General features: G+C 68.0%; 21 protein-coding genes. 12 read left to right on the forward strand and 9 right to left on the reverse strand.

Annotated features, from left to right (window positions below; genetic code table 11):
• Positions 1-84: 84 nt before the first annotated feature.
• Positions 85-975, reverse strand: a complete 891-nt coding sequence (locus KME78_RS02375) for a hypothetical protein (RefSeq protein ID WP_219527023.1) — start codon at positions 973-975, stop codon at positions 85-87.
• Positions 972-1,517: an RNA polymerase sigma factor gene (locus tag KME78_RS02380; protein ID WP_219527024.1), complete on the reverse strand. Its 546-nt coding sequence runs from the start codon at positions 1,515-1,517 to the stop codon at positions 972-974. Before KME78_RS02380 ends, KME78_RS02375 begins: the two co-directional genes overlap by 4 nt.
• A gap of 514 nt (positions 1,518-2,031) precedes the next feature.
• Between KME78_RS02380 and ilvA the strand changes: the two genes are divergently transcribed.
• The 3 genes from ilvA to KME78_RS02395 all read left to right on the forward strand — a co-directional run bounded on the left by ilvA (position 2,032) and on the right by KME78_RS02395 (position 5,167).
• The gene (ilvA, locus tag KME78_RS02385; protein WP_219527025.1) at positions 2,032-3,276 is read left to right on the forward strand and encodes a threonine ammonia-lyase IlvA; all 1,245 of its coding nucleotides are present in this window, start codon (positions 2,032-2,034) and stop codon (positions 3,274-3,276) included.
• 638 nt (positions 3,277-3,914) lie between these two features.
• Positions 3,915-4,811, forward strand: coding sequence for an Ig domain-containing protein (locus KME78_RS02390; protein ID WP_219527026.1), 897 nt, complete (start codon positions 3,915-3,917; stop codon positions 4,809-4,811).
• Between the two features lie 113 nt (positions 4,812-4,924).
• Entirely contained in the window at positions 4,925-5,167 is a 243-nt protein-coding gene (locus tag KME78_RS02395) for a hypothetical protein (RefSeq protein ID WP_219527027.1), read from the forward strand.
• Between the two features lie 255 nt (positions 5,168-5,422).
• Here the strand turns inward: KME78_RS02395 and KME78_RS02400 are convergent, their stop codons facing one another.
• Positions 5,423-5,743 (reverse strand): hypothetical protein, encoded by a 321-nt coding sequence (locus KME78_RS02400; protein ID WP_219527028.1) that lies wholly within the window; start codon positions 5,741-5,743, stop codon positions 5,423-5,425.
• Positions 5,740-6,159 carry an ATP-binding protein gene (locus KME78_RS02405; protein ID WP_219527029.1) on the reverse strand — a complete coding sequence of 140 codons (420 nt, stop codon included), beginning with the start codon at positions 6,157-6,159 and terminating at the stop codon, positions 5,740-5,742. Before KME78_RS02405 ends, KME78_RS02400 begins: the two co-directional genes overlap by 4 nt.
• A gap of 141 nt (positions 6,160-6,300) precedes the next feature.
• Here KME78_RS02405 and KME78_RS02410 point away from each other — a divergent pair, with 141 nt between their 5' ends.
• The 4 genes from KME78_RS02410 to KME78_RS02425 all read left to right on the forward strand — a co-directional run bounded on the left by KME78_RS02410 (position 6,301) and on the right by KME78_RS02425 (position 9,083).
• On the forward strand, positions 6,301-7,455 hold the full coding sequence (locus KME78_RS02410) for a helix-turn-helix transcriptional regulator (protein ID WP_219527030.1): 1,155 nt from the start codon (positions 6,301-6,303) through the stop codon (positions 7,453-7,455).
• Positions 7,456-7,467: 12 nt separating this feature from the next.
• On the forward strand, positions 7,468-8,193 hold the full coding sequence (locus tag KME78_RS02415; protein ID WP_219527031.1) for a 5-formyltetrahydrofolate cyclo-ligase: 726 nt from the start codon (positions 7,468-7,470) through the stop codon (positions 8,191-8,193).
• 273 nt (positions 8,194-8,466) lie between these two features.
• Entirely contained in the window at positions 8,467-8,892 is a 426-nt protein-coding gene (locus KME78_RS02420; RefSeq protein ID WP_219527032.1) for a hypothetical protein, read from the forward strand.
• Complete coding sequence (locus KME78_RS02425) at positions 8,886-9,083, forward strand: GNAT family N-acetyltransferase (protein ID WP_219527033.1); 198 nt, start codon at positions 8,886-8,888, stop codon at positions 9,081-9,083. The genes KME78_RS02420 and KME78_RS02425 overlap by 7 nt, the downstream gene beginning before the upstream one ends.
• Positions 9,084-9,112: 29 nt before the next feature.
• On the opposite strand, the gene KME78_RS02430 is transcribed toward KME78_RS02425, so the two are convergent.
• Entirely contained in the window at positions 9,113-9,646 is a 534-nt protein-coding gene (locus tag KME78_RS02430) for a hypothetical protein (RefSeq protein WP_219527034.1), read from the reverse strand.
• Between the two features lie 102 nt (positions 9,647-9,748).
• On the opposite strand from KME78_RS02430, the gene KME78_RS02435 reads away from it, so the two are divergent.
• Positions 9,749-10,690, forward strand: coding sequence for a DUF5996 family protein (locus tag KME78_RS02435; RefSeq protein WP_219527035.1), 942 nt, complete (start codon positions 9,749-9,751; stop codon positions 10,688-10,690).
• Here KME78_RS02435 and KME78_RS02440 read toward each other — a convergent pair.
• A complete protein-coding gene (locus tag KME78_RS02440; protein WP_219527036.1) occupies positions 10,659-11,678 on the reverse strand; it encodes a helix-turn-helix transcriptional regulator in 1,020 nt (339 codons plus the stop codon). The two genes, KME78_RS02435 and KME78_RS02440, sit on opposite strands and share 32 nt — an antisense overlap.
• 136 nt (positions 11,679-11,814) lie before the next feature.
• Here KME78_RS02440 and KME78_RS02445 point away from each other — a divergent pair, with 136 nt between their 5' ends.
• The 4 genes from KME78_RS02445 to KME78_RS02460 all read left to right on the forward strand — a co-directional run bounded on the left by KME78_RS02445 (position 11,815) and on the right by KME78_RS02460 (position 15,530).
• A complete protein-coding gene (locus KME78_RS02445) occupies positions 11,815-12,189 on the forward strand; it encodes a nuclear transport factor 2 family protein (protein ID WP_219527037.1) in 375 nt (124 codons plus the stop codon).
• 38 nt (positions 12,190-12,227) lie between these two features.
• Positions 12,228-13,094, forward strand: a complete 867-nt coding sequence (locus KME78_RS02450; RefSeq protein WP_219527038.1) for an NAD(P)H-binding protein — start codon at positions 12,228-12,230, stop codon at positions 13,092-13,094.
• Between the two features lie 74 nt (positions 13,095-13,168).
• A complete protein-coding gene (locus KME78_RS02455) occupies positions 13,169-14,638 on the forward strand; it encodes a hypothetical protein (protein ID WP_219527039.1) in 1,470 nt (489 codons plus the stop codon).
• A gap of 82 nt (positions 14,639-14,720) precedes the next feature.
• The gene (locus KME78_RS02460) at positions 14,721-15,530 is read left to right on the forward strand and encodes an alpha/beta fold hydrolase (protein ID WP_219527040.1); all 810 of its coding nucleotides are present in this window, start codon (positions 14,721-14,723) and stop codon (positions 15,528-15,530) included.
• Positions 15,531-15,532: 2 nt separating this feature from the next.
• Here the strand turns inward: KME78_RS02460 and KME78_RS65885 are convergent, their stop codons facing one another.
• Genes KME78_RS65885 through KME78_RS02475 form a run of 3 tightly spaced genes read right to left on the reverse strand, consistent with a single transcriptional unit; the run spans position 15,533 to position 19,148 of the window.
• Complete coding sequence (locus tag KME78_RS65885) at positions 15,533-17,326, reverse strand: serine/threonine protein kinase (RefSeq protein WP_219527041.1); 1,794 nt, start codon at positions 17,324-17,326, stop codon at positions 15,533-15,535.
• Positions 17,323-18,513 (reverse strand): hypothetical protein, encoded by a 1,191-nt coding sequence (locus KME78_RS02470; protein WP_219527042.1) that lies wholly within the window; start codon positions 18,511-18,513, stop codon positions 17,323-17,325. The genes KME78_RS65885 and KME78_RS02470 overlap by 4 nt, the downstream gene beginning before the upstream one ends.
• Positions 18,510-19,148: a hypothetical protein gene (locus KME78_RS02475; protein WP_219527043.1), complete on the reverse strand. Its 639-nt coding sequence runs from the start codon at positions 19,146-19,148 to the stop codon at positions 18,510-18,512. Before KME78_RS02475 ends, KME78_RS02470 begins: the two co-directional genes overlap by 4 nt.
• Positions 19,149-19,248 lie beyond the last annotated feature (100 nt).

A 19,248-nucleotide genomic window follows, 5' to 3' on the forward strand; every position in this document is an offset into this window, starting at 1 on the left:
CTATTGGCCAAGCGTCTCGATCCCGATGGCGAGAACGCCCAGGCGTTCCTTCGCGCTGAGAGCCGTTGCCGACAGACGTCGTCGTCATGAACCGGGCGGTCGAGTCACCCCCGGGCCGGGCCGCACGTGCAATGTGATCACTCCATCGTTCAGCGTCTCGGCCTGCGTTACACGCCAGCCGGCATCGATGCGTGAGGCCGCCACGCGCTCTTCGAAGTCCACATCCTTTGGGGAGTCGCCAGCGCCAGAGGCTGGCCAGTCAAGGGTGTAGCCCACCTTCAACCTGCGGTCGCCGACGATCCGCACCGCCTCGGCCACCGTCTTTCCCTCGATTGGCACGCCGGCCAGTACCTCCCCTGGCAGAGTGGCATCGACTGGCACCTCGTACCGCTCGCCGGGCCTTGCCGGCCTGCCCAATCTGAGCTCCGCGCCTCCAGACAGGTCGGCGCTGACGCGCATGCTGCCCAGACAGCCCTCGATGCGTTCCGCACACTCGGCGGCCTGGTACGCGACGCTGCCCTTGACGTCCTTCGTCCTGACCATCTCGTGGTATGGGAATGGGTCTCGAGGCGAGATGGGCACCAGCGTGACCGTGATGTCCAGGCCGACCGTGCTGAACGCCTTCCGTAGTGCCTCAGGGTCGGGGTCGCCCTTGGTGAAGTAGAAGACGTAGTCGTTTCCGTCCCGATCGATCGTCACCGCCTCCCCCGCGTACACCTCGTCGGGCATGCCGAGCACCGACGACCCAACGACGATGCCACCGGCCAGCAGCGCGGTGGCCACCCCGGCCATGAGCAACCGCCGCACATTCCACGCTGTGCGCCGGAAGGCCGGCGCGGTCACGTCCGCCGTGTTCGTCGTGTCCGTCGCGCTGATCTGGGCCAGCAACGCGTCCGCCACTGCGGAGTGCGCCAGGCCCGCCAGGTCCTGGTTTCGGATGGGCGTCGCCTTGCGGAACATCTCATCGCTGTTCATTGCATCTCCTCCCGGATGAACGGGCGCGTGACACGGCCACCCGGTGCGCCCTCTTGGCTCAGTGCCCTGGCAAACCGTCTACGCGCCCGGTACAGGCGAATGCGCACGGCGTTGCGCGAACACCCCAGCACTTCGGCGATCCGGCCCGGATCGAGGTCCTCCCACAGAGCCAGGATGAGCACTTCTCGATCTGCTTCACTGAGTTGAGCAATCACCTCTGCGACGGCTTCGGACTCTGGCGATCGATCGGCGACGGACTGGAGTCGCCTGGCTTCCGCCACGAATGCCTCGTGCCACGCCGCCCTACGCCGCTCCCCGCGGTGATGGTTAGCCAGGACCTTGCGGGCCACGCCGTACAGCCACATACGGGCAGCCTCACCATCAGGCAGCTCGCTCACGCGCCGCCACGCGATCATGTACGTCTCCGCCACCACGTCGGCCGCGTCCTCCGCGCTGGCGCATCGCCGCAGCGCGTAGCCGAGCATCTGCTCGTAGGTACCGCGGTAGACGGCCTCGAACCGGGCGCGGTGTTGATCATCCACATGTCATCCTCTTCGTTCGTGGACTTACACCCCGCACTTGTCCACCCGCTCTCCCCGAATTTCGCCCGAGCCAGCGGAAAGGCCATCTAGTGCAGAAATCGCGACGGACTGGCCCACGGCTGTGATCGTGTGCTGGGTTCGTAGACACCCACTTACCGCCGATGTGGAGCCGGCTGCAGCGCCGGGCCGAGCGTGCCGCAGGGAATGATCCTCCCGTCCGCGGCCGGCCGCACCGCGGTCGCCGCCGCATGCAGCATCGCCTCCTGCCGGGACGGGGTCCGTGTGCCCTCGCCGTAGCTGTGCCAGTCGGCGTCTGTGGTCGATCGCCCTCCACCTGCGGGAGATGGTCGCTGCGGGAATCGTCCGCCCTGTTGAGCTCGTTGTGACCTATGTGCTCGCCTTGGCGACGGGCACCGTTCCCAGTGATCCGCTGTTGGGCTGCTGTCGTCACTACAATGCGACGACACCTCGCCAACATCCCTTGATCAACCGCTGTTACTCGCCTGGAGTCCGCATGACCGACCGTCTCACCACCGCGATGATCAGCCAGGCGGCCGAACGGTTGCGGCCGGTGGTGCGCCGCACCGCGCTGGAGCCGAACCAGCGGCTGTCCGACCTGCTCGGCGGACAGGTGCTGCTCAAGCGCGAAGACGCCCAGGTCTGCCGCTCCTACAAGGTGCGCGGAGCGTTCAACCTGATCGCCTCACTCACCGAGGAGCAGCGGCAGCGCGGTGTGGTCTGCGCGAGCGCGGGCAACCACGGGCAGGGAGTCGCGTTCGCCTGCGCGCGTCTCGGGATCAGCGGGCGCGTGTACGTTCCGTCCACCACGCCACGGCAGAAGCGCGAGCGCATCGCGGCGCTCGGCGGCGACCGGGTGGAGGTCGTGGTCGTCGGCGGCAGCTACGACGAGGCGAGCACCGCCGCGCACGCCGACAGCGAGCACACCGGCGCGATCTACGTGCATCCGTTCGACGACGTCAGGACGATGGCCGGGCAGGGCACGGTCGGCCTGGAGATCCTTGCGCAGTCCGGTGAGGCGCCCCACACCGTGGTCGTGCCGGTCGGTGGAGGCGGTCTGATCAGCGGAATCGCCGTCTGGCTCCGCGAGCACTCACCCAGCACCCGCATCGTCGGCGCCGAACCCGCCGGAGCGGCCAGCATGCGCGCCGCCCTCGACCACGGCGGGCCCCTCGCCCTGCCCGAGTTGGACTCCTTCGTGGACGGCGCCGCCGTCGGGAGAGTGGGAAGCGCCACGTTCCCCCTGGTCAAGGACCTGGTCGATGAGGTCGTCGCGGTCGATGAGGGTGCGGTGTGCACCGAGATGCTGGATCTCTACCAGACCGATGGCATCATCGCCGAGCCCGCCGGAGCTCTCGCGGGCGCGGCGGCCCGCGAGCTGGTTTCTGCTGAAGGGCCACTGGTGTGCGTGGTGTCGGGCGGCAACAACGACGTCAGCCGGTACGGCGAGGTGCTGGAGCGCTCTCTCGTGCACATCGGGCTGCGGCACTACTTCCTGGTGACCTTCCCACAGCGCCCCGGCGCCCTGCGGCACTTCCTGGACGAGGTATTGGGTGAGGGCGAGGACATCATCGCCTTCGAGTACGTCAAGAAGAACAACCGCGACACCGGCCCCGCTCTCGTCGGTATCGAGCTCGAGCGGGCCAGCGATCTCGACAGCCTCCTGGTCCGCATGAAGGCCAGCCCGCTGACGGTGGAGCGCGTCCCACCTGGCTCGCCGCTGTTCACCTTCCTTCTCTGACCTCCTGTGGGTTCTCACCCGACCTGACGGTTTCTCGTCTGGCAAGACGGCCTGCCAGTAAGAATCGCGTCATGCCGGCCCAAACCGCGCAGCGAGCCGTGACCCAACTTGCCAGAACGCTGCTTCCCGCAAGCCGCCGAACCGCCGGTGGCGCCCAGCGCGCACCGTGATCTGCGACGATGCCCGCCGTTTGGGCCGCATGACGCGATTCTTAGACAGGTGCCGGGGTTCTCGGATGATGTGGCGAACCCGCCGACACAGGAGAGAGGGGCAAAGCCCATGGCTACGACGGCCGACAGTGCGGGCTGTTTCGCTTTCCTGCGGCGGGTGATAAGCCCGGCTTCGTACCGGCGGCGCAGCTCAGCGAGCGTGAGCGGCCGTTTCCCCCCGCGCACGGTGTCCGTGAGGATCGACACGTCCTTGCCGTTCTCCTCGCGGAACGCTGCTCCTCACGTTCGGCTTCGGCGTACCGACCAGGCAACGTCACAAGGGTCGGCAGCCGCTGCTCCCGGTCGGCCCGGACGCACACCCCGCCGCAGTTGTGCGTGAGCAGGTTGTCTTCGAGTGCACGCCCCGGCCCATCTCCCGCTCCGTGCTCACCCATTGTCGACGCCGATTCCCCGTGAGATCATCCAGCGATGCGTGTAAAACTGTTGCATCGCAATGGATTACGCCTCCTCCTCGCCCTGGTCGCAGCCGCCCTCTCCATCGCATCCCTGGGCCTGGCCACCCCGGCATCCGCCGCCGATCCCGACAGCCACAACTGCTGGTACGTCGCGCCGGGCAGCCCACCGAGCAAGACCGTCAACTCCAGTGCGACGGTCCAGTGCGACGGTCCAATGCGCCGCATCGACGCCACCCCGGCATCCGCCGCCGATCCCGACGGCCACAACTGCTGGTGGGTCGCGCCGAGCAGCCCACCAAGCAAGACCGACGCCAAGACCGTCAACTACAGCGCGACGGTCCAGTGCGACGGTCCAGTGCGCCGCATCGACCTCACCGTGGAACTGCTCTACCACGGGCTGAACAACGGCCCCGGCGTAACCGTGAACGGCCGCACCGCGGTTTGGCAGAACACCACCCTGACCCCCGTGTTCGGCCTCGGCGCCCCCAGCCCGGGCGCGTTCTGCGAGTCCGGCTATTACTCGGGCCGGGCGACCGCCACGATCCAATACCTGTCGGGGTCTCCGGAGTTCATCACCGGATCGACGGGGTCTGATCCGGTATTGCTCGACTGCCCGCCGCCGGATATCCCCACGCCCCCGCCGGCGATGACGGTCGTCAACCCGGGCACCCAGCTCACGCTCCTCCCGGACAGCGTGATGCTGCAGATGCAGGCCACCGGCGGGAGCGGGTCCTACACCTGGTCGGCGACCGGTCTGCCGCCCGGGCTGACCATCGGCACGACCGGCTGGATCACCGGCCAGCCCCACACGGTAGGAAGCTACAACGTCACGGTCACGGCCGTCGGCGGCGGCCAGGCAAGCACCACCTTCACCTGGCGCGTCCGGCGCGAGCTCTGCACCACCTGCTGATCTTCTGCCCCCCAACGGAAACTCTGTCGGAAAAGCGACGGCGCGTATTGTCTGCAGTCCCGGTCGGTCCTCCTCTCCGATCCCGCTCGGTGCGGGTAGGAGAGGAGCAACCCGTGACACACGCCGTGAACACATCTGCCGTCCCGAGCGGCGCCCTCGCCGCGGGTCTGGCGCGGCTCGGGCAGGACGACGGCCGGGCGGTCAACCTGGCCCTCATCGCGCTCGAGGGCAACCCCGACGCGCTGGGCCGGCCGCAGTGGGCGGCGGCCATGAAGGCCTGGATCGACGCGTTCTTCGACCAGGCCGAGGCCAAGGCGCGTCCGGCGGAGCTTCCTGTCGAGGGAGCCGCCCGCTGAGGCTTCAGCCGGGACCTGGCAGCCACACACGCACGCTGGGTTCAGCACGCCGATGCAAGCTGGTCACTTCCCGCACTTCGCCAGTTCGGATGAGAAGAAATGACGCACTCGCCCCACCGGCACAAGTGGCGAGCCCCAGGTCAGCGGCGATGCCACTCGCCAGATCAAACGAGAAGCGACACCTCCTGCCACGACGTGCTGGCGGCCAAGCGGGTGGTGATCAGTCCAAGGCCGACCATGAGGGCTACCCGACGGTCAGTAACTCCAACCCGTCAGGAGTGCCGTCCACAGTTCCTCAGCATCCCGGTATCTCAATCTCGTGCTCTCGTCGACTCGCTGGGCCTCGATGCGCCGGATGAAGTACTGGCCGCCTGCCGCGCAGAGCTCGTAGACGGGAGTGAGGCAATCGCACGTCCACTTGAGCACCCGGACTCGCTCACCCATCCGCGGCGCGTCCCACTCCAGTTTCTTGGACTCGGAGCCGGGCGCCGCCGCGTGTGGGCTGAAGCACTGATGTGGCGTTGGGAGACCTGCGCCGACGGAGATGAACGGACTGGTGCCGCTGCGCTCGCTCATGTCTCGGCCCCGCAGCCGTCCAGCTCCGCCCAGACCGCTTTGCCGTACTCGGCGGGCTCTATGCCCCAGCGGTCGGAGTAAGCCTCGACCAGCCAAAGCCCGTGCCCACCCACCGCCGCGGCCACTGGCTTCTGCTGAACGGGCCGATTCTCGGAGTCACGGTCGTGGACCTCGAGCCGAAGCGTTTCGCCGACGAAACGCAAGACGAGCCCAACGGGAGCTCCACCGCTCCTCGCGTGCTTGATCGCGTTGGTGGTCAGTTCTGAGACCAGCAGCTCGACGCGTTCGACGAGGTGGGGGATCTCCCAGCGAACCAGCATTCGCCGTGCCCAGGCCCGCGCGGCAGGCACCGATGCCGCCACCGGTGACAGCGTGCAGGAGCGCGACAGAGTGTCATTCGACAGGCTGCTCGTCATGCCCTGCAGAAAACACTGAAGGACTCATCGCCTCCACAGCAGATACGTGCGGGAATGGCGCATCAATGCCGCATTAGGGCCTGTGACCTGCGAAGAAACAAGGAATACTGCAATGAGAAATGAGCGTCGGGAGCGATAGCCATGCCAAAACGGCGACAAAAGTTGAAGCAACGCCGCAAAACGCTGGGATATTCACAAGAGAGCTTCGCCTATGCCGTCGGGGTGGAGCGTTCGACGGTCGTGCGGTGGGAGAGCGGCGAGACCGAACCCCGGGCGTGGCACCGACCCAAGCTGGCCGAGATCCTTCAGCTGTCGCTAGACGAGTTGGACGACGTCCTCGCTGTTTCACCGGCCAACGAAGCTGATCGGCTCAGTTTCACGCTGCGCAATCCTTCAACAGTCGACCTCGTGACGGTCGCGCACCTGGCGCAGGAGATCGAGCGTCTCAGCGCGGGGTACGACACCGCCCCGTCCGCCTCGCTTCTGGCGGCCGCCGGCCAGTGCCACAGCCAGGTCACCCTCCTCTACGAATTTGCCCCGACCGGCCGGATCCGCCGCGCGCTCGCCTTTTCCGTCGCCGAGTCGGCAACGCTCATGGGCCAGCTCATCTGGGACGCGTCCCAGAGGCGTGACGACGTCGTACCGCTGCGGTATTTCGATCAGGCGATCTCAGCTGCGCGAGAGATCTCCAACCCCTTGCTGGAGGCGCACGCCCAACTTCGGAAGGGCTTCGTCGCGCTCTACGGGACCAAGGACCCGAGCGAAGGGCTCAGGCTCTGCCGTGAGACAGCGCTCGTCAGCGAGTCCACGAGCAATGTCCTGACCGGCCTCGGCCACCTCCATGTCGGCGAGGCCCACGCGATGCTCGGACAGCGCCGAGACTGCGAGAAAGCCCTGCATGCGGCGGAGGTCAGCTTCGATCGGATCCGCTCGGACGACGAGGCCATGCCCATGTTCTCGTCGTCGCAGTTCGATCGCATGGCCGGCTCCTGCTATCTGTTCCTCGGGGTGAACGGCAAGGCCGAAGAGATCCTGACCCGGACGGCCCGGAGCCTGATCCAGTGGAAGAAGTCGCAATCCATCGTTCTCGGCAACCTCACCCTGGCGTACATCAGACAAGGCAAGCTGGAAGAGGCCTGCGGCACGCTGCACCAGGCGATCGATCTCATCGAGGAGCCCCGCGGCGGGGGCGGCATGAACATCGCCTTCTCCGCTGGACGCGAGCTGGCACCCTGGCGCCATGAGCCCTGGGTGCAGGAGATCAGCGATCGGTTGTTCGGGCTGATGACCACATGATGAGGTGGGCGCATGAGTCTCGACGATCAGAAGAACGCCGTCAGGGAGCGGGTGTGGTCCACCCTGATCGAGGCGCAGATATCTGCTCCCGACGCTCGTGGCTACATCCCTGACTTCATCGGCTCCGAGCGTGCGGCCGAGCTCCTGGCATCGACAGCACAGTGGCAGCGGGCGGAGACGGTCAAGGCCAATCCCGACACCGCGCAACTGCCTGTCCGAGCCCGTGCGCTGGCCGAGAACAAGCTGCTCTACATGGCTGTTCCGAAGATCGCGACTGTGCGGCCGTTCTATCTGATCGATCCGGCTCGATCGCGGATGTCACCGACAGAAGCCGCGACGAGCAGGGGCGCTGCCGCGAACAGCCCGCTTGTGGGCACGGAAGAAATGCGGCCAATCGACCTCGTGGTGTGCGGGACCGTCGCCGTCAACCGCCAAGGGGTACGGCTAGGCAAAGGAGCGGGCTACTCCGACATCGAGGTGGCACTTCTCATCGAGGACAGCCTGGTCAACGACAACACCGTTATCGTGACCACCGTCCATTCACTTCAGGTTGTCGACGAGCCTCTGCCTGAGGCGGAGCACGATTTTCGCGTCGATCTCATCATCACGGAGAAGGACGTCATTGCCTGCCCTTCCGCACGGCGACCGAGCGGCCTGATCTGGCCGAGCATGCCTGCGGAGAAGGTGGCTGCGATCCCAGTGCTGAGGAAGCGAGCGAAGAGGGGACTCGGGAGGTGATGGCGAGGAAGGTGAGCGCGTCATTGCGCATTATCCAGTTCCGGTGCCGTACGAAGTCGCGGCGGCGGGTGGTGATGCGGGGAGGCAGGCCCTTTCCGATTGGTGATCCGACAGCGATCATCATGCGGTGGCGGCCGACCGGCTCACATCCGCCCTGGGGCGGCGTCCCGGCTACTCCCATGGGCGTACGCACCCACCGCCGAAGCTGGCGATGGTCGTCGTCAGCGTGAAGTAGTTCTACTTCGCTTCCGCCACTCGTTACGCTGCAGAAGCATGATCAACGTTGCATCCCAGTGGACCAAGGGCTGGGCGATCTCACGGGGGGCTGGAAAGCCAGTGGCCGAGCCGTGGGGCTGGCGCATCGAGATCGAGGGGATCGGGCGATACGTCGTCACCGACCTCCAGTGGCTGAAGAAGCTGCTGCCCACCGTCACCGAACAGGGCGCCTGGCTCAAGCTCTTCGTCTCCCCCGAGGAGGCTGCGCCGTACCTCACTCAAGGGTGGGAACGCACAGACCCCGGCTTCATGATGACCGTGGACCTGGACCGTACCGAACCCCGCTGCCCGGCCGGATACGAGATCGAGGTGACCGCCTCCGGAGCGGCCACCTTCGTCCGGATCCTGACCGCCGGTGGCGAACAGGCCGCGCGCGGCCAGATGGGTCGCACGGGTGAGACCGTGGTCGTAGACAAGTGCTGACCGAGGAGCCGCACCAGCGGCGGGGACTAGGCACGGTGGTGATGCGTACCCTGCAGAATCTGGCCATCGACCAGGGGGGCAGCGTCGGTGTCCTGGGCGGGACCGGCCAGGGGCGGGCGCTCTATGAGCGGCTCGGCTGGCGCGTGGTCTCACCCTTGGCTTCCTTCCAGTACAGCGGAGCCCAGCCCTAACCGATCGCACCAATTCACCGCCGCCGCGATCATCTGCTGGCGCCGCCTCGTCTGCTGACGCTCACTGCGGCACGGGCGCGGTAGGACCAGGCAGCGAGAAACAGGCCGATGCCCCAGACCAAGAACTGTGGAATTCCGTAGACGACGATCCACGGACTGAAAATGCCGTCGTCGTTGAAGTCGGTGGCCAACTGCCATCCGGCCCACGCCGTGTACCCAAGCAAGAAGACCGACACCGCAAACGCCGTGGTGGCAAGTGTCCGGCGCGGCACTCTCCGCCTGGAGACCAGCGGCACCCAGCGCGGGAAGACCAGGCCCCATGGTCGCACCAGGCTCAGCGCCAGGCTTCCGGCCAGCATCGCCATGGCGCAGAGGACGAAGAGATAGGGACTGCCGCCTTGTGCGTACCAGTCTCGGAACTTGCCATCGTCAGCCCAGAGGGGAACTCCCATAGCCCATACCGCGTGCAGCGGTATGAACCCGATCGTCGCCGAAAGCGCGGACGCGTAGGCCGCCCGGATGGCCCAACGCGGGGCAGGTACTTCGGTTCGCTCACTCACCATGTCCTCAGCGTCTCCACGCCACCTCGGTCAGGGATCCCCCGCATGGGTGAACCTGTTCCCTCGCATGGGTAGGCGCCGCGAATGTGTGGGAACGATGGCGTCATGGAGTTGTTCACCGCCGTGCCGTCGGCTGAGTGGCGGGATACCAAGGCGACGCTGCACCGGTTCTGCCAGGTAGTGGGCAAGATCCGGCTCGCCTCGGCGTTCCGGCGCAACCACTGGTGGAACGCGCCGTTCCATGTCACCGGGCGGGGGATCACCACCCGTCCGATGGGGCAGGCCGACGGCAACCAGATCTTCACGATCGACTTCGACTTCGTCGGCCACCAGTTGCTCATCACCACGGTGGACGGCCGGGCGTTGTCGTTCGCGCTGCCTGGCCAGTCGGTGGCGTCCTTCTACCAGCACACCATGCGGGCGCTGGCGGCCCTGGACGTGCGGGTGGACATTCCCGTGCCGCGGCCGTTCGACCTGCCCGACGCCGACCGGCCGTTCGCCGACGACACCGAGCACGCGCACTACGATCCGGCCGAGGTCACCCGCTACTGGCAGGTCCTCAGTCAGGTGAACCTCCTGCTGGAGGAGTTCGCCGCGGGCTTCTCGGGCAAGATCAGCCCGGTGCACCACTTCTGGCACACCTTCGACATCGCCTGCAGCCGCTTCTCCGACCGTGTGATCGACCAACCGCCCGGGGCCGACCCGGTGACGCGGGAAGCGTACTCGCGGGAGGTCATCAGCTCCGGCTTCTGGTTCGGCGACGACGCCTTCTCGGATCCGGCTTTCTACTCCTACACCGCTCCCGAGCCCGATGGCCTGGACAGCGAACCCCTGAAACCGGCGGCCGCGCGGTGGATCGAGCAGCGAGGCGGCCATCTGGCCGTACTGCGCCATGCCGACGCCCGGTCCGAGGCTGATCCGCGGGCCGCCGTTCTCGCCTTCTACGACAGCGCCTACCAGGCTGGAGCCCGGCGCGCCGGCTGGGACGTCGCCCGGCTCGCCTGTCCCGGCGGGGTCACCGATCCGGAGTTGCGCGCCGGGAGGTGACGGCCCCGGGTTGACCGGTCGCGTAGAGAGCGGCCGTATCGGCGGCCTTGCGGGCCAGGGCTTGGCGGAGTTCGGCCGGGGCGAGGACTTCGGCGTCGGTGCCGAAGGCCAGCAGTGCTTCGGCTGCGCCCAGGGAGCGGAAGCGCAGCTCGACGGGCACCCGCTCCAGCCGGTGGTCGGTGGAAGAGGGGCCGGCCAGGTCGGCTTCGTGGATGCGCAGGAACCTGGCCAGGATGTCCCGGTTAACGCTGACCGTGACGAGCAGCGGGGCGGGAATGTCGTCGATATGCCGGCGCAGGCTGTTCCAGACGTCGGCCAGTTCCAGTCCGTCGCGGCGCCGGACGGGCTCCTCCAGGACAGTGCCCGACAAGGCCCGGTCGGTCCGGAAGAGTCCGGGCTCGCCGCGGTGGTCGGCGACCAGATACCAGACGCCGGCCTTGTTGACCAGGCCGTAGGGATCGAGGGTGTAGGAGCCGACGCGGCTGTCGCGGCCGTGCCGGTAGCGCAGGCGCAGCCGCCGGTCGGTGAAGATGGCCTGCTGGAGCACGGCCAGGTCGACGGCGGGGCCGGTGACGGCGCGCGTGGGTCCGCCGCGCCAGCGCACTGGGTCGATGAGGATGCGACGGCTGGCCAGGTCGGCGTCTGGCCGGTGCGGGGCGGGCAGGGCGGCCATCAGCTTGCGTAGTGCGGAGCCGAGGGACTGCCCCAGGCCCAGCTCGGCGTGCGCCTGGCCGGACAGCAGTACGAACAGGGCCCGGGCCTCATTGGTGGTCAGGCCAGTGACGTTGGTGCGATAGCCGGGCAGCAGGGCGATGCCGCCATGGGGGCCGCGCACGGTGTAGACGGGCACACCGGCGGCCGACAGCGCCTCGACGTCGCGCATGACGGTGCGGACCGACACCTCCAGGCGCTCGGCCAGCTCGCTGGCGGGAAGCTGGCCGTGGGTCTGCAGCAGCAGCATGACCGACAGCAGGCGCTCGGATCTCATGCCTCCAAAATTACCTCGGTATATGACACACCCTGACATATACCTCGGTGAACATGCAGGTAGACGGGCCGCCCGCAGGGGGCAGCTCCGAGCATCCCTGCCTGGCAGGGGGCCGATCCACGAAAGGAACTGTGCCGTGACCACGACAAACGGACTCGCCCAGGAAATCGCCGAGAACTTCGTCCGCGCATGGACCGGCAAGGACGTCGACAAGGCTCTCAGCTTCCTCGCCGACGACGTCGTGTGCGAGGCCCCGAGCGGAACGTTCGAGGGAGTGGACGGCTACCGCAGGTTCCTCGAGCCGTTCGCGAACTCGCTCACCGGCGCCACCGTCATCGACGTCCTCGGCAACGACACGAACGCGGCGACCGTGTACACCACCGACACCCCCATCCTGAAGAACTTCCGCGGCATCGACTACATCACCGTCGAGAACGGCAAGATCACGCGTGTGATCAGCGTCTTCGACCGGCTCCCGATGGCTCAGGCCAGAGGCGACATCCAGCACTGACCCGGCCCCGCAACGTCGCAGAAGGAACCAACTTCACCATGATCACCATCACCGCCGCCGCCGGCCACCTCGGCCGTCTCGTCATCGCGGAACTGCTGGAGCGCGGCGTACCCGCCGGCGAGCTCGTCGCCGCCGTGCGCAGCCCCGAAAAGGCGGCCGACCTGGCCGAGCGCGGTGTACAGGTACGCCATGCCGACTACGACCAGCCGGAGACACTCGAGCCCGCCTTCGCCGGCACCGACAAACTCCTGCTGATCCCCTCCGCCATCTACGGCCGGCGCTTCCCCCAGATCAAGAACGCGGTGCGGGCCGCGGTCGCCGTGCGGGTCCCGCTGGTCGCCTATGCCAGCTTCGTCAACGCCGCGACCAGCACGCTGCGGCTGGCCGATGAGCACAGGCAGGCCGAGGCGTGTATCCGCGACTCCGGTCTGCCCTTCGTCTTCCTGCGCAACGGCGCGTACATCGAGCTGTACTGCGGCGAACTCGGGGACCTCGCCCCGGCGCTGGCGTCGGGCAGGATGATCGGTTCGGGCGGCAACGGCAAGATCTCCGGGGCCGCCCGGCCTGACCTCGCGGCGGCCGCGGCGGCCGTCCTGACCGGCGACGGCCCGGTGAACAAGGCCTACGAACTCGGAGGAGAGCCGTTCACCCTGGCGGATGTGGCCGCCGAGTTCGCCGCGCAGTCCGGAAAGCCGCTGGTCTACGAGGACCTGCCGGTCGAGGAGTACGCGAAGACACTGGCCGGCTGGGGTGTGCCCGAGCCGTTCGCCGACCTGCTGGCCGACACCAGCTTCGCCATCACCCACGGCGACTGGTACACCAACAGCACCGACCTGCGGCAGCTCATCGGTCGGCCGCCCACCCCTCTCGCAGACGTCGTCACCGCCGCTCTCAAAGCTCTGTGAATTGCGTTTGATCGGCAGCCTATTTGGCTTTTCTCGTCCGTACGGCGCCGACTGGATCTCACTACTATTCGGCCATGATCTTCGACCCTTCGGTACTCCTGAGAATCAGTCTGGCCATGGCCATTCCCGGGGTGTTCGCCTACATATCTGTGATGGTCGCGGCGCTGACTGCCCCAGGGAATCGCCACGTGCGCATACGTCGGCGATACCTGGCCGGGGGATTGTTCGTGTCGTTCATCGGCGTCGGGATGATGGCATTCGGTGCGTGGTCGGCGCGTGAAGACTCGCGCTACGACAACGTCGTCTTGATCGGGCTCATGCTGATGACCCTCATAGGCGGCGGTCTGCTCCTTCTCGGTTTCGGCCCGTTCGCCTCGTGGCTGCTGGAGATCCTCGGCCGGTGCGCGGAACGGCTGCCGCTGCCCGTTCGCCTGGCGGTCCGAGACCTGGCCAGTCGTCGCGCGACTACGGCTGCCGCGATCACGATGACCGCGATGGCGACGAGCTTCGGCATCGCGCTGACGATCGTCGCGGTCGGCATGACGACGCAGGACAGGGCCTACTACTCCCCCAGCGCCCGGCCCGGCGCCCTCGTGGTGAAGTATTTCTCGGCGGAGCAGGCCGGTGCCGTACGTGCGGCGATCCAGAAGGAGTTACCCGGAGTGCCCATCGCCCAGAGTGAGAGTCCGCGTGAATACCGACACTTCGGCGCGTCTGCCGAGAATCTCGATCCGCTGGAAGAGCCGGTCTACCCGCACGAAGTCATCGGCGACGAGGCGCTGCTGCGGTATATCACGGGTGACCAGTCAACGCCCTACGACGAGGGCCAGGCTGTGGTGGTCGTGAACGCCGACGTGAAGGTCGACTCGGTCGAGATCGATTACGACGTGACCGGGAACAACGGCCCGCTGGCGAGCAAGACCATTCCGGCGATCGTCGCCAGAACCGTCGACCCAAATATGCAGACGATCTTCGTCCCGACGAAGGTCGTCCGGGACCTCGGCTATCGACTGGAGCCGGAAGAACTGATCGTCGATCCCTCCCTCCGTCGAATCTCGGCGAGCGAACAAGAACGGCTCGACAGCCGACTGGGCGACGTCGCGGAGACCTATGTCGAGCGGGGATTCCAAGCTTCGATCAGTTGGTTGCCCGTCGCCGCGGCGACGCTTCTCATCGCCCTGTACGGTGCATTGACCACCGGATATGGCAAGACCACGAATGCGCGACCGGGTCGGGTGCTGAGGCGGGCCGGTGACGGATCGACCGCGACTTTCCGGTGGTTCGGCGCCTCCCGAGCGGGGCTGAGCGCGGCCTGCGGCACGGTGTTGGGCGCGGTCGCCGGGTGCCCCATCGGGATGTTGCTGATCTGGCCCTTGACGGCGCCGGCCATATGGGAGGATCCGCCACGAGTGCCCTTCGAAACTCCGTGGCTGACGATCGCTGCCGTCGTTGTCGGGCTACCCGTCCTCGCCGCCGCCCTCGGCGGATTTCTCGCGCGTGAGCAAGCCGACAGCGATCTCTCCGTTTCCCGGCGGGCCGCGTGACATAGGGAGCATCTCCACTTACTTGACGGCAGGTTAGTATCTGACTTACCTGACGGCAAGTAAGTCACGAGAGGATCGCGTCATGCCCGCCAAAGAGACTCACGCCTTACAGGTGCCCGGCGGCCGCCTCTACTACGAGGTGCGCGGCTCGGGGCCCGCGCTCCTGCTGATCCCCGGAAGCAACGGCGACGCCGACCTGTTCGCCGCGGCTGCGGACCTGCTCGCCGACCACTACACCGTGATCAGCTACGACAGACGCGGGTTCTCACGCAGCACGCTCGACGAGCCTATGGAAACCGAGTGGGGCGAGACGCACGCGGACGACGCGCGCCGCCTGCTTGAGACCGTCGCCGCCGAGCCTTCCTACGTTTTCGGCAGCAGTGCGGGCGCGGTCGTCGGACTCGCGCTCATCAGCCAGAGCCCCGACCTGGTCACCAGGCTGATCGCCCACGAACCTCCCCTGGCCGACGTGCTGCCGGACGCGTCGGAGTGGCGGGCATTCTTCGAAGAGGTTTACGACACGTACCGGCGTGAAAGTGCCGGGCGGGCGATGCAGATGTTCATGGCCGGGATCGGTGCAGATATGCTCCAGCGGCCGACCGACATCGACCCCGAGTTGATCAACCGGCTCTCAGGCAACCTCGACTTCTTCCTTCGTCAAGAGGTACGGCAGGCGCCCGGTTACCGCCCTGATCTCAAAGCGCTGGACGCTCAGCAGGAGCGGATCGTGATGGCCGGTGGGCGCGACTCGCGGCAGCACTTTCCCTACCGCCCCAGCGCCGCCCTGGCCGGCCGATGGGGAAAGCACGTTGCCGACTTCCCGGGTGACCACACCGGCTACTGGTCCCAGCCGGTCGAGTTCGCGGCGACCCTGGCCGATGTCCTGACATAGCTTCAGGTGGGTGGGGTGGCCAGTGGGAGGACGATGGGCGGTTGGACCTGTTCGTCCTGGCTGCCTGGGTCGGTTTCGACCGCGCCGCGGATGCACAGGGACGGTGACCAGGCGACGGACGACGGCTGGCCGAGTCTGACCACCGTGCCGACCTTGAAGCAGTAGCCCGTGGCCGCGTCCAGGCCGGCGACCGTGAACGTGCGGCTGCCGCTCCGCATCGATGTCAAGCGATCGCCGGGAGACTGCTGGATCACCATGGGGAAGTCGCTCTTGCGCTGCTGTTTCCACGACAGCGTCACGGTTGAGCCGTTGTCGGTCACCAGCGTGAGGTCCTTGGGTCGCTGCGCGCTCATCGCCGCCGCGTCCAGGGTCTTGGCGGGGCGGGCGATGGAAGGTCCGGTGGAGGGCAGAGCGCTGGGTGGGTTGGCGGTCGTCGTGGGGACGGCATCCCCGGTCGTTGTGGGGGCGGCGCCTCTGGTCGTCGTGGGGACGGCCCCCCCGGTCGTTGCGGGGGCGGCACCTCCGGTCGTGGCGGACTGGGGCTCCAGGGTGATGCGCGGTGGGGTCGGCGGGCGGCCGTTCATGGCGGCGGCGACGCTGGCCGCGCCGATCAGTACGGCCAGGCCGGAGGTGCCGGCGATGAACAGAGGGACCTTCTTGCTCCTGCGCCGTGACTCCGCCGGTGCCTGCGGCTCCGCCGTACCCTGTTGGGGCTGGTAGGAGGACGGGTAGAGCGGCCGGGGCGGGGCGGGAAGCGACGCCGAGCGGTCGGGGTCGACGGTCCACACGAGGGCACGCGGCACCGACGCCTCAGCGGCCACCGGCATCGACGACCCAGTCTGCGAGACGCCCGGTTGGGGTCCCGGCCCGGTATGTGACAGGCCCGCCACGAGCGGCGGTCCGGCATACGAAAGGCCCGATCCGGTCGGCGAGGATGGCGGACCCGGCTCGGGGTGCGGCGGTGGCAGGAGGGACTGCGGGGCAGCCAGTAGGGCCGTCTGGGCGAATCGGTCGGCGAGGTCGGCGGCCGTGGGGCGGGCGTCGGGGGTCTTGGACATCGCCTGGTGGACGGCGGTCACGAGGTCGGCGGGCAGGTTGCGGTGCGCCAGAGGCGGCGGTTCCTCGCTCAGGACGCCGAAGACGAACCGGGCCGAGGTGTCCGGACCGTCCAGGGCGAACGCGGGCCGCCCGGCCAGCAGTTCGTACAGCATCGACCCGAACGAGTACACATCCGACGCGGGACTGGCCGAGCGGCCTTCGAGCAGTTCGGGCGGGGTGTGGACGGAGACGGACGTACCGTCGGGGAGTTCGGCCAGCGACATCAGCCCGCTCATGCCGTACCCGGTCAGCGCGGGCTCGCCGTGCTCGGGCAGGACCACGTTCTCCGGCCGTAGATCGCCGTGCACGCCGCCCGCCGCGTGGGTGGCGGCGAGCGCGCTCGCCACGGCGCGGGCGATGCGCAGGGCCTCGGCGGGGGGCGCGGGCAGGCTTCGGCCGGGCCGCTCGGCCAGTGTGCAGCCTCCGGGCAGGGGGGTCACCAGGTACGGGCGGCCGTCGGTGGTGGTGCCCAGGTCGAGTACGGGGATCACGTTCGGGTGGGCGGCGAGCGCGTCGGGGAAGCGGAAGCCGCGCAGCAGGGGCTTGAGCCGGCGCTTGTCCACCCGGCGGCAGGCCAGCGTCCGCAGCAGCACCGAGGTGCCGTCGCGGTCGGCCGTCGCGAGGTACGCGCTCCACGGCCCGTCCTGCCCGGCCCGCTCCTGGAGCCGGTAGCCGCGGACCTTCTCCGTCACCGTCATGCGATCACTGCGGGACCGCCCAGGTCATCGGTCTCGAACGCCTCGTCCTCGATCATCGGGAACCTGGTCCGCTCGCGATCCTGCTCCTGGCCGTTGGCGCCGCCCATGCCCGGCGGGTACATGCCCATCCCCATGCCGCCGGTCCCGGCCCGGACACCCGCGCCGCCGCCCGTCAGCCCGCCCGTGCCCTGTGCCGCCGTCGTGGCGGTGCCGATCCCTGACGGGGTCAGCGGGCCGGTCGAGGGTACGCCGGTGTTCACCCGGTTGGCCAGGTCGGGGGTCATGGTGTCCGGGAAGCCGGCCAGATTCGCCTTGGTGTCGGGCAGGGCCGGGGTCTTGAGGTCGCCGGGGTTCTTCAGGTCCGGAGTCTGGGGTGTCTTCAGGTCCGGAGTCTGGGGCGTCTGGAGATCCGGGGTCTGGGGTGTCTGGAGATCCGGGGTCTTGGTGCTGGGCTGGTCCAGGCCGGGGATGCTCGGGTTCTGGGCGCCGACACCGGACAGGCTGGGATCGTTCATGCCGGGCAGGCTGGAGTACGGGCTGCCGAGCCCCGAGTACGGATCGGAGACCCCGCCGCCCAACCGGCCGTTGCCGAAGCCGTCGAGCCCCGGCAACGGACCGGGGTTGACGCCGCCTCCCTGGGGAGGAGCGGCGCGCTGCTCCATCTCGGGCGCGATCCCGTCGTAGACCACCCCCATGAACCTGTTGAGCTGCTTCAGATGGTGCCGGGCCAGAGCGTGGGCGTTGCCGTCGCTGCCGAACGCATCGCCTATGTCGTCGTCCATGCCTACATCGCCCACTTGCGGGACGTTGTCGCGGAAGAAAGGCAGTACCTGCCGGCCGTACCAGACGAGCGGGTGCCCGACGGTCTGGGCGCCGTGGTTCACCGCGGCCAGGTCGTTCTGGAGCTCGCCGATCTTCTTGAAGATGCCCTCCAAGGGCTCCCCGCCCATGGATCCGGCGAGGCGCTGGGCCTCGTCGTGCAGGTTCTTGATCGATGTCGCGACCGACTCGGCGATGGTCACGTAGTTGCCGCCGGCGGCCTCGACCCTGGCCGGGTTGGTGTGGTTGCGGATGAGGTCGACGATGCCCTGGCTCGAGTCGCTGTCGCCGCCCCCGACCGCGGCGATGTCGTCGACCTGCGGGCGGTTGGCCTCCCTGAGCTGGTACAGGGTGTAGCTGCCGGTCATGTCGTGGCCTTGCGCAGGCCGTCCGCCACGGACCGGTCGGCGTCCATGGCCGTCTTCACGGTCTGGTCGAGTGTCTCCACGATGGTCTCGTAGACCGAGCAGAGCTGGGTGATGGCGCTGCGGAGGCTCAGTTGCGCCTTGTCGGTGGTGGCCTTCATGTCGGCGGCCGCCTGCCAGGTGCCAAGATCGCGATCGGTCAGCGTGGCGCGGGTGACGAGGACCTCCAGGCTCGGCGAGTCCCCCAGCCCCCGGAGCCGGTCCAGGTCGGCGCGGAGCCGTTCCACGGGCGAGTCGGGACGCGGCTTGCCGGTCTCCGGGTCCACGAAGTCGGCGATCTTGATGGACATCTCCTTCCGCACCGTGCCCGGGTCTATGCGGTACTGGGCGACCAGATCGACCGGTGGCTGTCTGGGGGGCTCCGCGGTCGGGTAGTCGCCGATCCGGTGCCACTCGATCAGGTCGTCTTGTACGCGGGGGTCCGTCTTGGGCCGGGCCAGGTAGTCGGCGTAGTAGTCCTCCGTGGAGTTCGCGAATCCCGCCTCACCGTTGTTCTGCCGTTCGCGCTCGTCACTCGGGGTGCCGACGCCCGGCATGGAGTGCCCGTCCGTGGTGCCGCCTTCATCAGGTTTCGGCATGCATCTCTCCCCGCGTGTCGGTCTGCATGTCCTCTGTATCCCGCGCTGACCGTGCCGGGGCTTCACTTCAAAGAATTTGGAACGGAATCCGGCGTGCCGC

It is taken from the genome of Nonomuraea guangzhouensis (assembly GCF_019396345.1).
Classification (GTDB): Bacteria; Actinomycetota; Actinomycetes; order Streptosporangiales; family Streptosporangiaceae; genus Nonomuraea; species Nonomuraea guangzhouensis.

Bases quoted from the DNA above. Each gene is read 5' to 3' on its own strand.
- KME78_RS02415 (WP_219527031.1), top strand. From the start codon at position 7,468: ATGAGTCTCGACGATCAGAAGAACGCCGTCAGGGAGCGGGTGTGGTCC.
- KME78_RS02450 (WP_219527038.1), top strand. From the start codon at position 12,228: ATGATCACCATCACCGCCGCCGCCGGCCACCTCGGCCGTCTCGTCATC.
- KME78_RS02410 (WP_219527030.1), top strand. From the start codon at position 6,301: ATGCCAAAACGGCGACAAAAGTTGAAGCAACGCCGCAAAACGCTGGGA.
- KME78_RS02375 (WP_219527023.1), bottom strand. From the start codon at position 975: ATGAACAGCGATGAGATGTTCCGCAAGGCGACGCCCATCCGAAACCAG.
- KME78_RS02420 (WP_219527032.1), top strand. From the start codon at position 8,467: ATGATCAACGTTGCATCCCAGTGGACCAAGGGCTGGGCGATCTCACGG.
- KME78_RS65885 (WP_219527041.1), bottom strand. From the start codon at position 17,326: ATGACGGTGACGGAGAAGGTCCGCGGCTACCGGCTCCAGGAGCGGGCC.
- KME78_RS02455 (WP_219527039.1), top strand. From the start codon at position 13,169: ATGATCTTCGACCCTTCGGTACTCCTGAGAATCAGTCTGGCCATGGCC.
- KME78_RS02470 (WP_219527042.1), bottom strand. From the start codon at position 18,513: ATGACCGGCAGCTACACCCTGTACCAGCTCAGGGAGGCCAACCGCCCG.
- KME78_RS02440 (WP_219527036.1), bottom strand. From the start codon at position 11,678: ATGAGATCCGAGCGCCTGCTGTCGGTCATGCTGCTGCTGCAGACCCAC.
- KME78_RS02475 (WP_219527043.1), bottom strand. From the start codon at position 19,148: ATGCCGAAACCTGATGAAGGCGGCACCACGGACGGGCACTCCATGCCG.
- KME78_RS02390 (WP_219527026.1), top strand. From the start codon at position 3,915: ATGCGTGTAAAACTGTTGCATCGCAATGGATTACGCCTCCTCCTCGCC.
- KME78_RS02405 (WP_219527029.1), bottom strand. From the start codon at position 6,159: ATGACGAGCAGCCTGTCGAATGACACTCTGTCGCGCTCCTGCACGCTG.
- KME78_RS02460 (WP_219527040.1), top strand. From the start codon at position 14,721: ATGCCCGCCAAAGAGACTCACGCCTTACAGGTGCCCGGCGGCCGCCTC.
- KME78_RS02400 (WP_219527028.1), bottom strand. From the start codon at position 5,743: ATGAGCGAGCGCAGCGGCACCAGTCCGTTCATCTCCGTCGGCGCAGGT.
- ilvA (WP_219527025.1), top strand. From the start codon at position 2,032: ATGACCGACCGTCTCACCACCGCGATGATCAGCCAGGCGGCCGAACGG.
- KME78_RS02430 (WP_219527034.1), bottom strand. From the start codon at position 9,646: ATGGTGAGTGAGCGAACCGAAGTACCTGCCCCGCGTTGGGCCATCCGG.
- KME78_RS02435 (WP_219527035.1), top strand. From the start codon at position 9,749: ATGGAGTTGTTCACCGCCGTGCCGTCGGCTGAGTGGCGGGATACCAAG.